General features: G+C 52.9%; 13 protein-coding genes and 1 tRNA gene. 10 read left to right on the top strand and 4 right to left on the bottom strand.

Translation table 11 applies throughout. The features are described from left to right. The first annotated feature begins 309 nt into the window (after positions 1–309). Together JJE36_00825 and JJE36_00820 are read left to right on the top strand one after the other, a co-directional pair. The gene (locus tag JJE36_00825) at positions 310–1,977 is read left to right on the top strand and encodes a hypothetical protein (protein ID MBK5210863.1); all 1,668 of its coding nucleotides are present in this window, start codon (positions 310–312) and stop codon (positions 1,975–1,977) included. A gap of 72 nt (positions 1,978–2,049) precedes the next feature. After that, positions 2,050–2,802 (top strand): polysaccharide deacetylase family protein, encoded by a 753-nt coding sequence (locus JJE36_00820; GenBank protein ID MBK5210862.1) that lies wholly within the window; start codon positions 2,050–2,052, stop codon positions 2,800–2,802. Between the two features lie 13 nt (positions 2,803–2,815). Here JJE36_00820 and JJE36_00815 read toward each other — a convergent pair whose 3' ends face one another. Together JJE36_00815 and JJE36_00810 are read right to left on the bottom strand one after the other, a co-directional pair. Next, positions 2,816–4,558 (bottom strand): AMP-binding protein, encoded by a 1,743-nt coding sequence (locus tag JJE36_00815; protein ID MBK5210861.1) that lies wholly within the window; start codon positions 4,556–4,558, stop codon positions 2,816–2,818. A 20-nt stretch (positions 4,559–4,578) separates the two neighbouring features. Further along, the gene (locus tag JJE36_00810) at positions 4,579–5,157 is read right to left on the bottom strand and encodes a cupin domain-containing protein (protein MBK5210860.1); all 579 of its coding nucleotides are present in this window, start codon (positions 5,155–5,157) and stop codon (positions 4,579–4,581) included. Positions 5,158–5,340: 183 nt separating this feature from the next. Here JJE36_00810 and JJE36_00805 point away from each other — a divergent pair, with 183 nt between their 5' ends. The 8 genes from JJE36_00805 to gshAB are packed head-to-tail and all read left to right on the top strand — an operon-like array spanning position 5,341 to position 13,177. After that, positions 5,341–6,033 (top strand): ParA family protein, encoded by a 693-nt coding sequence (locus tag JJE36_00805; protein MBK5210859.1) that lies wholly within the window; start codon positions 5,341–5,343, stop codon positions 6,031–6,033. Positions 6,034–6,048: 15 nt separating this feature from the next. Beyond that, a complete protein-coding gene (locus tag JJE36_00800) occupies positions 6,049–6,258 on the top strand; it encodes a 4Fe-4S binding protein (GenBank protein MBK5210858.1) in 210 nt (69 codons plus the stop codon). 2 nt (positions 6,259–6,260) lie between these two features. Further along, on the top strand, positions 6,261–7,328 hold the full coding sequence (locus tag JJE36_00795) for a 3-methyl-2-oxobutanoate dehydrogenase subunit VorB (GenBank protein MBK5210857.1): 1,068 nt from the start codon (positions 6,261–6,263) through the stop codon (positions 7,326–7,328). 2 nt (positions 7,329–7,330) lie between these two features. Beyond that, a complete protein-coding gene (locus tag JJE36_00790) occupies positions 7,331–8,146 on the top strand; it encodes a 2-oxoglutarate oxidoreductase (protein MBK5210856.1) in 816 nt (271 codons plus the stop codon). Beyond that, a complete protein-coding gene (locus JJE36_00785; protein ID MBK5210855.1) occupies positions 8,146–8,682 on the top strand; it encodes a 2-oxoacid:acceptor oxidoreductase family protein in 537 nt (178 codons plus the stop codon). Before JJE36_00790 ends, JJE36_00785 begins: the two co-directional genes overlap by 1 nt. 10 nt (positions 8,683–8,692) lie before the next feature. Next, entirely contained in the window at positions 8,693–9,244 is a 552-nt protein-coding gene (locus JJE36_00780) for a cupin domain-containing protein (GenBank protein ID MBK5210854.1), read from the top strand. 12 nt (positions 9,245–9,256) lie between these two features. Continuing rightward, positions 9,257–10,948 carry an AMP-binding protein gene (locus JJE36_00775; GenBank protein MBK5210853.1) on the top strand — a complete coding sequence of 564 codons (1,692 nt, stop codon included), beginning with the start codon at positions 9,257–9,259 and terminating at the stop codon, positions 10,946–10,948. Positions 10,949–10,963: 15 nt separating this feature from the next. Next, on the top strand, positions 10,964–13,177 hold the full coding sequence (gshAB, locus tag JJE36_00770) for a bifunctional glutamate--cysteine ligase GshA/glutathione synthetase GshB (protein MBK5210852.1): 2,214 nt from the start codon (positions 10,964–10,966) through the stop codon (positions 13,175–13,177). Positions 13,178–13,196: 19 nt separating this feature from the next. On the opposite strand, the gene JJE36_00765 is transcribed toward gshAB, so the two are convergent. Further along, positions 13,197–13,448: a hypothetical protein gene (locus JJE36_00765; protein MBK5210851.1), complete on the bottom strand. Its 252-nt coding sequence runs from the start codon at positions 13,446–13,448 to the stop codon at positions 13,197–13,199. A 141-nt stretch (positions 13,449–13,589) separates the two neighbouring features. Then, positions 13,590–13,665, bottom strand: a tRNA-Thr gene (locus JJE36_00760). Between the last annotated feature and the right edge of the window lie 517 nt (positions 13,666–14,182).

The following is a 14,182-nucleotide window of genomic DNA, read 5'->3' as shown; positions in this document are numbered from 1 at the left end:
TCGGGTATAACATTCACTGTAACGAATTGATGCAAAACTCTGTCCGAGAGGTTATAATTACTCGTAAGCTTTTGACGGTGTCAGCGAAAAAAACGTGCTGTTTGCTCGGGCAATGTATGTGGTAGAATTACTCGTAGAATTCTATAAATTGAGGGTGTGCGTATGCGGCTGAGCAAAAAGGTTATACGGAATATCGGAGTTGTCGCTGCTGTAGTGTCTGTGGTGGCTTGTGGTCTTTTTACAACCTCTGTTTTTGCGTTTGATAATACCGCAACCAGCGCACTCGTATTCACTCCCGGTTACCGAAACATGACCATTTCTTGGCCTGCCGTCAGCAGCGCTCACGTGTATGTGATTTATCGCGCTGATGACGCCACGGGTAAGAATGCGCAACGTGTGGGCGAGACTGAAGATACGAATTTTAAAGATATTTTTCTCGAACTGGGAAGCAACCATTCATATGCAATCCAGTCGGGTGCGACCCGTGACGGCATCGATACCGTCGACACCTCGACTTTGCATTGGAGTTCCGTGCAGCAGGTGCCCTCCATCGTCAACGAGGGCGTCTCACCTCATAAAATTGCGGACGGTAATGCACAGACCTGTCAAAAGTGTCACCTTGCATATGGTGCGAACAACGATAAATTCATCGTGACCTCCGGTGCTCAAACTCAGAAGAACCAGGCGGTTGCCGTTTGTCTCGATTGCCACGCGAAGGGTTCGGCCGCGGAGCGCACCTTCACCAAGTCCGTGCTCTCGGGATCAAAGTCCGGCCATGTAGTGAACAGTGCGTCGACAGAAGATGGCAAATTAGAGTGCACGATGTGTCATGACCCGCATAATAACTCTTCGACCGATTCGGCACTGCAACCTTCGACCATCAAGAAATTCGGGAATTTAACCGCAGGCATCGTGGTTGACACAAACAAAGCAAATGCTCGTTGCGTAGCCTGTCACGATGACGATGATACGTGGGTCACAGCTTTCGGAAAAACATATCCGTCAACTTCGAACCCCACGCTCGTCACCGAGGCAACAACGACGGGCTATGCGGGCTATCCGAAAGCAGGGACCTATCCCGGCTCCACGGTTGCCAATTCAACTACGAAAAACGTTCATGCGAATATTTCCGCAAGTAACGGCTACGACAAAGGCGACTGTCGATATTGCCATAGCTCACACGGAAGCACTTCACCGTACAGCGGTCTTTTGTCCGACCGTGGTGAACTCCGCGCCATGATCAGCATGGAAGGAACCGTGACGCAGGAGGAAAAAACAAGTGGAGCATATGCATCATTTTGTCTTTCATGCCATAACGGGAGTAATTCCGGGCAGCCCTGGAGTGCAGCGGCCAACATCGCCGATACCGTTTCGTTGCCGCTCGGTTCGACCGAAGCGAGTCGCACCGCCTTCTTGCAGTCGAATGCCGGGCACAAGGTGACCGCGGCCGGTGCAACGATTCCCCAAAATTCGGCGATCCCTTGTTATGAATGCCATAACGCCCACGGTTCTTCGACCAACGATCATAACTTTGCCGATACGCGCGGTGTGAATTTAATGGATAAGAATGGGAAGAATGACATCTGTTTTACGTGCCATCTCACAAGTAGCGGAACAGCATGCGTCGACGGTGCCACAAAATATGTCCTTTACGCCGATTTGCCCGCTTCGAAACAGACGATACTCGGTCTCGATCGTAACGATACGACGAACGGAATGAAGCTCCCCATTCTCCCCGATAACAACCTCGGACATTCCGAAGACAGCACTCAGACCTGTTCGGCTTGTCACGGAAGCGCCCACGATCCCGTTGCTTCCGGTGAATACACGTCCGCAGCAGCCTCCTCGCCCGTAGTACAGGGTAGCACCGAAGCGACTCTATCGGTGCCGAGCGCCAGTACACTGCACTTGATTTCGACGTATTCCACGAAGATAAGTCCCTCGCTCGGACCGCTCGACATTGCGCCCGGCTTATAATTCTTATGCGCCGAGCAATACTGATTACATCCAAGCTGATGCTTACCGATACTTCGTGCCATACCGCGCAAGGTGGTCCGATTACCACGGATCAATTGGGTGCTCATCGTGTCCGGCATTCTATTTTGTTCTGTATCGTGGAGGAGTGAGGCTTCGTCAAACAGTTCGAAACAGTCGGCATCGCGCCCCTCAGCCACGACAGGAAAAATATCTCAGGCGCGTAAGCCACTCCCCTATAACAAGCCTGCCAAATATGTTGCACTGACGTTTGACGATGGCCCGAGTCCCGTGTACACACATCGAATACTTGCCATTCTCAAGAGGGAGCACGTTCCGGCGACCTTTTTCGTTTTGGGAAATCAAACCGAACGGCACAGCGATATCGTAAAAGCCGAGGCGGTGCAAGGAAACCAAGTCGCAAATCATTCATGGAATCACAAAAACATGAATAAGGCCAAGAATAAGAATATCGAGAAAGATCTCGAGACTACCCGTAAAGAGATTTGCCGAGTTACCGGCATCGATACACGCTATGTACGTCTTCCTTACGGCAATGCGAACAAGCGGGTGCGCAAAAAAGTAAGAGCGATGAAATTGATTCGCATCTACTGGGATAAAGATCCACGGGATTGGTCGCGATCGGGTGTCAAAAAAATCATCGGCCGTGCAACACATAAAGTCAGAAACGGACAGATAATTTTGATGCATGACGGTGGAGGAAGCAGAAGCCAGACCGTGAAAGCCCTACAGTGGGTCATAGACAAGCTGAAAAAGCAGGGTTTTACGTTTTATTCAATCATCGAATCCAAGCATCCGAAAAGTTAAGAGCGACCTCGGTCTATTCGGATGCTTTTTCCCTATCGGCGGTGCGAATGAGCTTACGTTGCACTTTGCCGTTGACGGTTTTCGGTAGTGCATCCACGTAGTCGATGACACGCGGGAACTTATAAGGAGCCGTGTGCGTCTTTACCCACGACTGCAGTTCCACTGTCAACTCGTTGCTTCTTTCGTACCCTTTTGCCAAAACAAGTGTCGCTTTGACGGCAAAGCCGCGCACGGGATCGGGTATTCCGGTGACGGCGCATTCGGCGACCGCCTCGTGTTCGAGCAGAACGCTTTCGACCTCGAAAGGTCCGATTCGATAGCCCGATGACTTGATGACGTCGTCGTTTCTGCCGACATACCAGTAGTAACCGTCCTCATCGACCCACGCCGTATCACCCGTATGATACCAGCCACCCTCGACGGCCTCGGCGGTCTTTTCCGCATCGCGATAATACTCGACCATGATTCCTTCGGGATAGGGGTCCAACTTGATGCAGATTTCGCCTCTCTGTCCGGGAGTCACATGGAACTTTTCTCCGTCGAACAGGCTCAAGGTGAAAAGCGGGGAGGGCTTGCCCATCGAACCCGGCTTGCATTTCATGCCGACGCTGTTGAAAATGCTGAGAACGGTCTCGGTCTGCCCGAATCCTTCGACCAGGGGCAAGCCGGTTTGGTCGAGCCACTTGGCATAGAGATCGGGATTGAGCGCCTCGCCGGCGGTCGTGCAGTATGTAAGTGATGAGAGATCGTATTTTTCGATACCATCCAGCATCATGAGACGATACATGGTCGGTGGGCAACAAAGGCTTGTGATGTCATACTTTTTGATGAGTTCGAGGATATCATGGGGCGCATAGCGGTCGAAGTCATAGGTGAACACGCAGGCCTCCATGAGCCATTGTCCGTAGTATTTTCCCCATACGGCCTTGCCCCATCCGGTGTCGGCGATGGTGAAATGGAGCCCGCCGTCGCTTACGACGTTGTGCCAATGCTTCGCAGTGGCGATATGTGCGAGTGCATAGGTCATATCGTGCAAGGCCATCTTCGGATCCCCGGTCGTGCCCGAAGAGAAATACAAGATTGCCGGATCGTGCACCGAAGTGTCACGTCGTGCGAATTCGGCATCGGTTGCGCGGACTTGTGAGTTGAAGTCGTGCCAGCCCTCTCGTACGCCCGGAAGAATGCAGACATTCTCGGGTCCCGAGAGCTTTTCGCCCAACGATCCATCCTCGCCGTTAAGGAGCCCGCCTCCGCCGCCGTTGACCAAGATTTTCATTTCGAGTTCGGGACAAGAAGGCGCGACATTGTCGACGACTTGCGCGATGTCGCCTAAGCTCGTGGCGATGACCGCCTTGGCGCTCGCTCCTTTGAGCCGGTACTCGAGGTCATGCTCTTTGAGCATGAACGTGGCCGGGACCAAAAGCGCACCGAGTTTGTGAAGCGCCGTGGCGATGAACCAGAATTGGTAATGACGACGCACGATGACGAGCACCGCATCTCCGTTGCCGATGCCGAGGTCGCTTAAGTAGTGAGCGGTCTTATCCGACCACTCTTTCATATCGGCGAAACTGAAGCGATGTTCTTCGCCCTCGGGATTGCACCACACCATCGCTGGGCGGTCGGGGTCACTTGTTGCGAGCGCATCGACGCAATCGTAGGCGAAGTTGAAGTCGTCGGGATACTCGAGCTTCAAGTCGGATAGTATACCGTTATCGTCATATGTCTCGCGCATGTACTTCAAGTTGAGATTCTGCATGGTGGTTATGTTCCTAACGTCTATGAGTCGTGGTTTCCTTTTAACACCACTGCGAGGAACTTGCACGGTTCTCCTCCGATGGCGATCATGCCATGGTCGTGCGAAGAATCGTAAAGCAATACATCGCCTGCGCCGAGTTCCTCAGTGTGGTCCTCATAGACAAAGCGCAGACGACCGCTAATTATGTAATCCAACTCCTGCCCGACATGCTGTGATGTCGCGATAGGCGTGTTTTGCTCTTTTTCGATATAGGGTGCCGTCACCAAGAACGGCTCACACAGTTTGTGACGGAAGGTCGGCGCGAGGTGAAGATACTCGAAGCTTTCACGACGCTTGATATCGAGGCCTTCGCCGGCGCGCACGAGCGAATAGCTTTGGAGGTGGGGCTCTTCGCCCGTCAAAAGGTCGATCATGTCGACGCCGAGCTTTTCAGCTGCGCGATACAGGAAGGTGAACGAAAAATCTTTCGCCCCATCCTCGTGGATAATGTAATCTTGCTCACTTACACCGATGGCTTCAGCCAACTCAGCGGCCGATAAATCGGAATCCTCGCGCAGAGACTTGATGCGATTTGAAATCTCTTTCATGTCGAGTTCCATGGGGGCCTTTCTGTGTAAACGAGGGACATTACCACTTCAGTGTATAAGAAATGTGGGTGAATTTCCCCACGCCTTCTTATGCTTTAGTATGGTATAGGGTACAACATTGAATACGAATTGCAAAAGTGGAGGCGAAAAAAGCTCGTGAACTATACAAAATGGAGCCCTGAGACGCTAAAGCATATGGTGATTGTGACCGGTCATTACGGAAGCGGTAAGACGAATTTGTCCCTGAACATGGCAATCGACTTGGCCGATGCGGACGAGGCGGTGACACTTGTCGACCTCGATATCGTCAATCCGTATTTTCGAAGCTCCGATTATATCGAGCTGCTCGAAGAACGCGGTATCCGTGTCATCGGACCGACATTTGCACGCTCGACACTCGAATCGCCCTCGCTTCCCGCCGAAGTGTATTCGGCCTTCGAACAAAAGACGGGATATGTGATTTTCGACGTGGGCGGGGACGACGCCGGTGCGACTGCGCTCGGCCGCTATGCGCACAACTTCACCGAGCACGAATACGACCTTGTCTATGTCATCAACAAATACCGGAACTTAACGACTACGGCGCAGGAGGCGGCTGAAATCCTCCATGAAATCGAAGAGGCGTCGCATCTGAAAGCAACCGGAGTGATACATAATTCCCATTTGCAAGAACTGACGAATCTCAAGACTCTTCTCGATGCCTTCGACTTCGCCGTCGGCACGGCGGAGATGCTCGATTTGCCACTTGTCTGCGCTACTGTGCCGACCGACCTTTTCGAAGAGGCGAGTTTGCAAGAATCGATTGCGCCGCCGGGCGGGGCTTTGTATCCTGTAAAGATATACGTTCGGACCCCGTGGGACGAAGACGAATCCGTCCTCGGTGGATAAAGGAGGAACCATTCGATGTCAAAAATCATTATCGATGAAACCTATTGCAAGGGATGCGGACTGTGCGTCGACGTATGCCCTCGTTCGTTGATTTCTCTCGATGCGGAAAAACTTACCCCCAAAGGGTATCGTCCTGCAAAACTCGATGATGCGTCGAAATGCACCGCGTGCGCAATGTGCGCGACCATGTGTCCCGACGTGGCGATTACGGTAGTTAAGGAGTAGTCATGTCCGAGAAAGTATTAATGAAAGGTAACGAAGCCATCGCCGAAGCCGCACTTCGTGCGGGCTGTCAGTGTTTCTTCGGGTATCCCATCACCCCCCAGACCGAACTCGCGGCTTACATGTCCAAGCGGATGCCCAAGCTGGGGCGTGTGTATCTTCAAGCCGAGAGTGAAATCGCGGCTATCAATATGGTCTACGGCGCGGCCGGCACAGGCGCACGTGCCATGACTTCTTCGTCATCTCCGGGAATTTCACTCAAGTCGGAGGGCATTTCCTATATGGCCGGTGCCGATTTGCCGGGAGTCATCGTCAACATCACACGCGGAGGTCCCGGTCTCGGCGGCATTCAGCCCGCCCAGTCAGATTACTGGCAGGCGACCCGCGCGGCCGGTCACGGCGACTTCCACATGATCGTTTTGGCTCCCTCGACCGTGCAAGAAATGGCCGACGAAGTCTACAACGCTTTCGAGATCGCCGATCGCTATCGTACGCCCGTCATGATTTTGGGTGACGGCATGCTCGGGCAGATGATGGAGCCCGTTTCGCTACCGCAAGAAAAAACGGAGAAGACCGATAAGCCTTGGGCTGCCGACGGACACCGGAACAAGCGTAAAAAGAATGTAATCAACTCTTTGTTCCTCAAGACTCAGGAGCTTGAAGACAAAAACATCGAACGTTTCGAGCGTTATGAAATCATTAAGGAAAATGAGCAGAGGGCGGAAATGTATGTAACCGACGATGCCGAAATCATCATCGTCGCCTTCGGTGCGAGCGCACGTGTGGCTCGGAGTGCCGTCGATCGTGCGCGTTCTGTCGGAATCAAGGTCGGCTTGATTCGTCCGATTACCTTGTGGCCGTATCCGACTAAAGCCATCGAGAGTGTCGTCGACCGGGCGAAAAAGTTCCTCGTGGTCGAGATGAACATGGGGCAGATGGTAGATGATGTGCGCCTGTCCGTCGCCGGCAGAAAAGCCGTCGACTTCTTCGGACACACGGGCGGGATCATTCCGACACCGACCGAGGTATTCGAGCAGATTGAAAGAATTGCAGTCGAGAAGGGAGATGAGTAACCATGAGTGAAATTATTTTCAAGCGCCCCGATGCGCTCGAAGACACGGTATTTTCTTATTGTCCGGGGTGTACACATGGTATTTCCCATAGGCTCATTGCCGAAATCATCGACGAGCTCGGTATAGAGGGCACTACCATCGGAGTCGCTCCCGTCGGTTGTTCGGTCATGGCCTGTGACTTCTTTACCTGCGATATGTTCGAGGCGGCCCACGGGCGTGCTCCCGCGGTGGCGACCGGTATCAAGCGCGTCAATCCCGACAACGTCGTTTTCGCTTATCAGGGCGACGGCGACCTCGCGTCAATCGGAATGGCCGAGACGGTTCATGCGGCTACACGCGGTGAGAATATCACCGTCATCTTCATAAATAACGCGATTTACGGTATGACCGGCGGGCAAATGGCGCCGACGTCGCTTCCCGGTCAAGTCACGCAGACTTCTCCGTTCGGGCGAGATGTCATGCAGGCGGGCTATCCCATCCGTGTCGTCGAACTGCTTTCCGAACTCGACGGTGTCGCCTTGGCGCAACGCGTCACGCTCGATACGCCCAAACACGTCCATGAAGCCAAGCGCGCCATCAAGAAAGCGTTCGAGTACCAAATCGCCGGTGTCGGCTACAGCATCGTCGAAATCGTGTCGACGTGTCCGACGAACTGGGGGCTATCCCCCCAAGATGCATTTCAGTGGATGCGGGATAATATGCTTCCGTACTATCCGCTGGGAGTGTATCGCGATGTCAAAGCTGAAGGGTTCGACAACATTCACGACCGCGCTGCAGATAAGCGCGAGCGTCTGAGCTGCGGAAAGGATGAGAAGTGATGGCGAAATCATATAATATTCTTCTTGCCGGTTTCGGTGGCCAAGGTGTACTGTTCGCCGGCAAGCTTTTGGCATATGCGGGTCTCATTGAAGAAGACCAAGTGACGTGGCTCCCCAGCTACGGGCCGGAAATGCGCGGAGGCACCGCCAACTGCAGTGTTTGTCTTTCCGATGTTCCGATCGGCTCTCCACTCGTGCTCGAGCCCGATATTTTTGTCGCCCTCAATCAGCCTTCCCTCGATATGTTCTTCGATAAGGTCGCTCCCGGGGGGAAAGTGTTTGTCGATAGCATGCTGGTGCCCGATGTTCCGAAGCGTGATGACGTGACCGTGTTCTCGTTGCCTGCGACTGAAACGTGCGATGAAGCCGGCCTCAAAGGCTTGGCGAACGTGTTGCTCGTGGGAAAGGTGCTCAAAGAGACGGAGTGTGTAAGCGTCGAGGCACTCGATGCCGCCATCGTGAAGTCCATTCCGCCCAAGCGCGTACATTTGCTTGAACCGAACCGAAAAGCTTTCAACATCGGCTACAACAGTTAGGATAACGATTATGACACTCGAATTCGAGCAGTTGGGATTACGTTTGAAAGGCCTTCGCGAAGCCTGCGACGTATCGGTGCAGGAGATGGCAAGCGATCTTGACGTCACTGTGGAAAAGTATGCATCATACGAGGAGAGCGGCGCCGATGTGCCGATTTCCGTGCTTTACCATGTGGCCCATAAATTCGGTGTGGACCTGACGGAGATTCTCACGGGCTCGAATGCGAAGCTCGATACGTTTCAAGTGGTCAGGCAAGGTGCCGGTCTTGTGGTGGACCGTTATCCGGGGTACCACTTCCAAGATCTCGCATGGCGCTATAACAAAAAAATCATGCAACCGCTACTCGTGACACTCGATCCCAGCGATGACCAAGCAAAGCTTGTGACTCACCGCGGTCAAGAGTTCAATCTCGTGCTCGAAGGGGCGATAACGCTCACATTCGATGGCAAGGAGATTGTGCTGGAGACGGGAGACAGCGCGTACTTCAACCCCATGCATCCGCATGGGCAAGCATGCGCAAGTACGGCACCCGCCAAATTCGTCACCGTCATCGCAGAGTAGGGGTATAACGCCATGGATCACATATTGAATAAATACTGTCCACGTACTGAGTTCGACTCTTACGAGGACTATTTTGAAAACTTTAAAATCGAGATGCCGAAAAACTTCAACTTCTCTTACGATGTCGTCGATGAATGGGCGCGCGTCGAGCCCGATAAACGGGCACTGGTCTGGTGTGACGATCATGGCAGTGAACGCACGTTTTCATTCGGGGAAATCTCGGAGTATTCGAATCGTCTCGCAAGTTCTCTTGCCGAACGCGGCGTCAAAAAGGGCGATGTCATCCTGCTTATTCTGCGTCGTCGGTGGGAGTATTGGATTGCTGCGTGCGCACTTTGGAAAATCGGCGCCGTCGTCATTCCGGGGAGCATTCAACTCACCACCAAAGATATCGTCTATCGTATGAAAAGTGCGGAGATTCAGACGGTCATTTGCGTCGATGACGATTATGTCATCGGCCAAGCCTCACAAGCCGTAGAAGAAATCGGTACGCCGATCACGAAAATCATCGCAGGCGGGAAGCGCGAGGGTTGGATCGATATCGCCGATCTCATCGAACAGGGCTCGCCGGCATGGAATCGCCCCACGGGCGAGGGTGCCACGACCAATGATGATGCTTTGATGATTTACTTCACGTCGGGAACGACCGGTCTGGCGAAGATGGTCCGCCACAACCACCTTCATCCGCTCGGGCATATCATCACCGCCCGTTATTGGCAACAAGTGCAAGAGGACAAGCTGCATCTGAGCGTCAGCGATTCCGGTTGGGCGAAGTTCGGTTGGGGAAAAATCTTCGGTCAGTGGATTTGCGGGGCGGTCGTTTTCGGCTATGACATGGATAAGTTTATTCCCGCCAAGCTGTTGCAAATGATTCAAGATTACAAACTCACGACGTTTTGTGCTCCTCCGACCATGTATCGCTTCATGCTGCAAGAAGATGTCGCCGCATATGATCTTTCCTCCGTGGAGAATTTCGTCGCGGCCGGCGAGCCCCTCAACGCCGAGGTGACCAAGAAATGGGAAGTGCTGACGGGAAAGAAAATTCGTGAAGGGTTCGGCCAAAGTGAGTCAATCGTCTTGATTGCGACATTTCCATGGGTCGAGCCTCGCCCCGGATCCTTGGGCAAGCCCTCACCTTTGCAAAACATCGCGCTTCTCACCGAAGACGGCTCCGTCGCAGAAGACGGTGAGGAAGGCGCCATCTGCGTCACGAAGCTCAAGGAGGCATATCCTCCCGGCTTGTTCACCGGTTATTACCACGATACCGAGCGCACGAAAGAGGCGGTCGGCGGGGATGTCTACAACCTCGGCGACATGGCGTGGCGCGACAGCGACGGCTATTACTCCTTCATCGGTCGAAACGACGATGTCATCAAGTGTTCCGGCTATCGTATCGGACCCTTCGAGGTGGAGAGTGCGCTCGTCGTTCATGATGCGGTCGTCGAGTGTGCGGTTACCGCCGCTCCCGATTCGGTACGCGGCCTTGTCGTTAAAGCGACGATCGTTCTTGCGAAGGGATATGAACCGAGCGACGCGCTTGTCAAAGAACTGCAGGATCACGTCAAGCACACCACGGCGCCCTACAAATATCCCCGCATCGTCGAGTTCGTCGAGGAATTGCCTAAAACCGTCGGCGGCAAGATAAAACGTGCCGAAATTCGTGCGAAAAACATTGAGCAGGCGGAAAACGAAGCAAGAAAATAGGATTATAATACTCGTATGACTACGAAAAAATTACCCTCAGAACTTTTGAGTTTCCTCGAAATTAAAACTGGCATTGAGTGTGAAGGCATTCGCGTGACGACGCGAGGAGAAATCGCCAAAACACCCCATCCGAGCGTATTCGGCGATAAACTCGAAAACCCCTATATCACCGTCGACTATGCTGAGCAGCAGACCGAGATTATCACGCCTCCGTCGAGCTCGGCTCATGAGACGTATATGTTCGCCCGAGCCCTGCGACGCATCGTCAATCTCGAATGCAAAAAAAATGATGAACTTCTCTGGCCGCAGTCGCTTCCCTGCGGTCTCCCGGGCAATCCCGAAGATATCGAGGTGGCACGCTACTCCGACACAAAGAAGGGTAGGGCGGCACACGCATATCGCGAGGCGCTCGGGGTCAAGTACGGCAAGGCGCGTCAGATGCTGTCCGGCGTTCATTATAATTTCTCATTCGACAATCGCCTTCTCGATGCGTTCGGCGGTTCGTCGGTGGCATACATGAAGGTTGCACGGAATTTTTTGCGATACGGATGGCTCCTCGTCTATTTGACCGGCGCCACTCCTCGCAACGAGGTAATTTCCGTCCGTAACAGCGATTGCGGGTACTGTAACCCGATTACGCTCTGCCCCGATTATTCAACGCTTGAGAACTACATCGAAAGTATAGAACGGTTCATCGATCGAGGAGATATCGCCGAGGCGAAGGAACTTTACTCGAAGATACGCATCAAACCGCACGATGTCGAAAACCTTTTGGACTCTTTGCGCAAAGACGGCGTATCGTATCTTGAAATTCGGGCGCTCGACCTCAACCCGTTCGATGAGGCGGGCATCGCCGAGTACGATCTCGATTTCTTGCATGCGTTTGTTTTATATCTGCTTCTCGCGGACGAAGATTTTTCTTCGGATGAGTATCAGGTTACAGGCGATGACAACATTTCCACCGTGGCGGGGCGGGGATTGGCTCCTCACTTGGCCTTGTCGCGTGACGGGCAAGAGGTTTCGATGCGTATTTGGGCGCAAGATATTCTTTCCGATATGCGCACGATGGCGCAGGGACTCTCGCTCGGCTATGATGTTTATTCCGCAATCGAAATGGCAATCGCCCGTGTTTTGGAGCCACGCCTCACGTACGCCTATCAGTATAAAAAACTCGCCGAGGAATCTTCATGTATCGAAGCCGGCATGCAACTCGCGTTCGAGCACAGGCAGGCTGCTTTCGATGAGCGCTGGTTGACTTCGGGATTTGAAGAGTGGGAAATGTCGACGCAACTTTTGATAAAGGAAGCCCTGACGCGCGGTATCAGAGTCGAGTCGCTCGACAAAGACGACAATATAATTCGGCTGTCCACCTCGAACCGTACGGAGTATGTCGAGCAATGTACGAAGACGAGCGCCGATTCCTACATCACGCCGCTTCTCATGAACAATAAATCGGTTACGAAAATAATGTTATCCGAAGCCGGTATCAGGGTACCGGCAGGTGCCGAATTCGACGAGGAGCACGCTCGCGCGGCGTTGCGGAATTATGTGGGATTACCCTGCGTCGTCAAACCGAAGTCGACGAACTTCGGGCTCGGAGTCATCATGTTTCCGAAGGGAACTTCACTCGTGCATTTGCTCGAAGCGGCCGGTTCGGCATTCGGGTATGACCGAACCGTGCTGGTGGAGGAGTTTATCGAGGGGCCGGAGTATCGGTTTTTAGTCATCGACGGTGCCGTGGCGGGAGTTTTGCAGAGGAGCCCGGCGCAAGTGGAGGGCGATGGGAAATCGACGATTGCCGAACTTGTCGAGAGAAAGAACGAGCATCCGTATCGAAGCACCGGCTATAAAACGCCTTTGATAAATATCACTTTGAGCTCGGTGGAGATTGAATTCTTGGCACGTCGCGGTTTGACTCCCGCGAGTGTCCCCTTTGCCGGGGACACGGTATTTTTACGGTCGAACTCGAATATCAGTACGGGTGGGGACAGTATCGACATGACCGATGCCGTCTCACCGATTTTCAAAGATATCGCCGTTTCGGCGTCCCGTGTTTTCGATGCCGTTTTCTGCGGAATCGATATGATAATCGCAGATTGCACGAACTCTGAATCCGCCTATGCGATCATCGAAGCCAACTTCAATCCGGCGATTCATATTCACAGCTTTCCTGCAGTCGGCGAGGAACGAAATATCGCCCGTTTAGTGCTGGACGCAATCGGATTCTGATTCCATTCGCCGCGTCGTGCTAAATGGTTGCTATCCAGTGCCTGCGAACCGCCGCGTTGCCGCCCACTTTATACACGAGCGCCACTCTGCGGATGCTCCAAGAGCCACTGAGTCGTGCGTCTTTGCGGTACGCACCTTTGATATGTTTCTTCTTGAAATACGCTTTCGAATAGGTATGTTTCCAGCCGTTGTTGAACTGGAGGAGCCCCACGCAGCTTCCGTTGCGTGCCGTCTGGTTTCCACCGCTTTCACGAGTGATAATGCGAAGCACGGTGTTTTCCCGACTCTTGGTCCAAACATGCTGGGCTTTCAGCTGTCGTCGGACCTCTCCTCGCCATTTCTTGCTTAAGATTGTCTGATAATCCTCGCCTATATCACGACTAGGCGGCAGCCGCGTGCTTGAGAAAGAACATGGAGCCGATGAGGAGACTCGAACTCCTGACCCCTTCATTACGAGTGAAGTGCTCTACCAACTGAGCTACATCGGCACGAAGGAGTATTCTAGCAAAGAAGCGCCATACGCGCTAGCGCTGTAACCTTTTTGAAAAGTTAACTTCACAGACAAAGAAAAACGCCGCCCGTCTCTTGGCAGCGTTTTTCCGGCAATACTATGAAGAAAATGTCCTGAGGTGAATCACCACATTCGCCTCAGGCAAGGGGCTTTCGAGCAGCACCACCTGCTCGATCTCTTTTCCAGGCAGCACCACCTGCTTGGTCGGGAGCTGGATTGATTTCCATTTCTACACTGTTTACTATACAGATGGGCTGTGGAGTCATAATGAAAGGCGCGTAAAGAGTTTATAGAGTAAATGTGCGGGAAGTGTGAACATATCAATCTCAGATGCACTGCGGTTTATCGGGAGCAAGATCGTCTAAACCGTAATTTCAGCCTCTATTTGCCATTCACAGGAATGACGATTCCCTTTCGCCCTATGTCTTCGTATTTGGGGGGTAACCTCCGATAAATTGGTAATATAGATGTCTGCGCCAGACGTCGTGTTCTTT

Source organism: Coriobacteriia bacterium (assembly GCA_016649875.1).
Taxonomy (GTDB): domain Bacteria; phylum Actinomycetota; class Coriobacteriia; order WRKU01; family JAENWW01; genus JAENWW01.
This window is presented reverse-complemented; position numbering and strand designations above follow the sequence as displayed.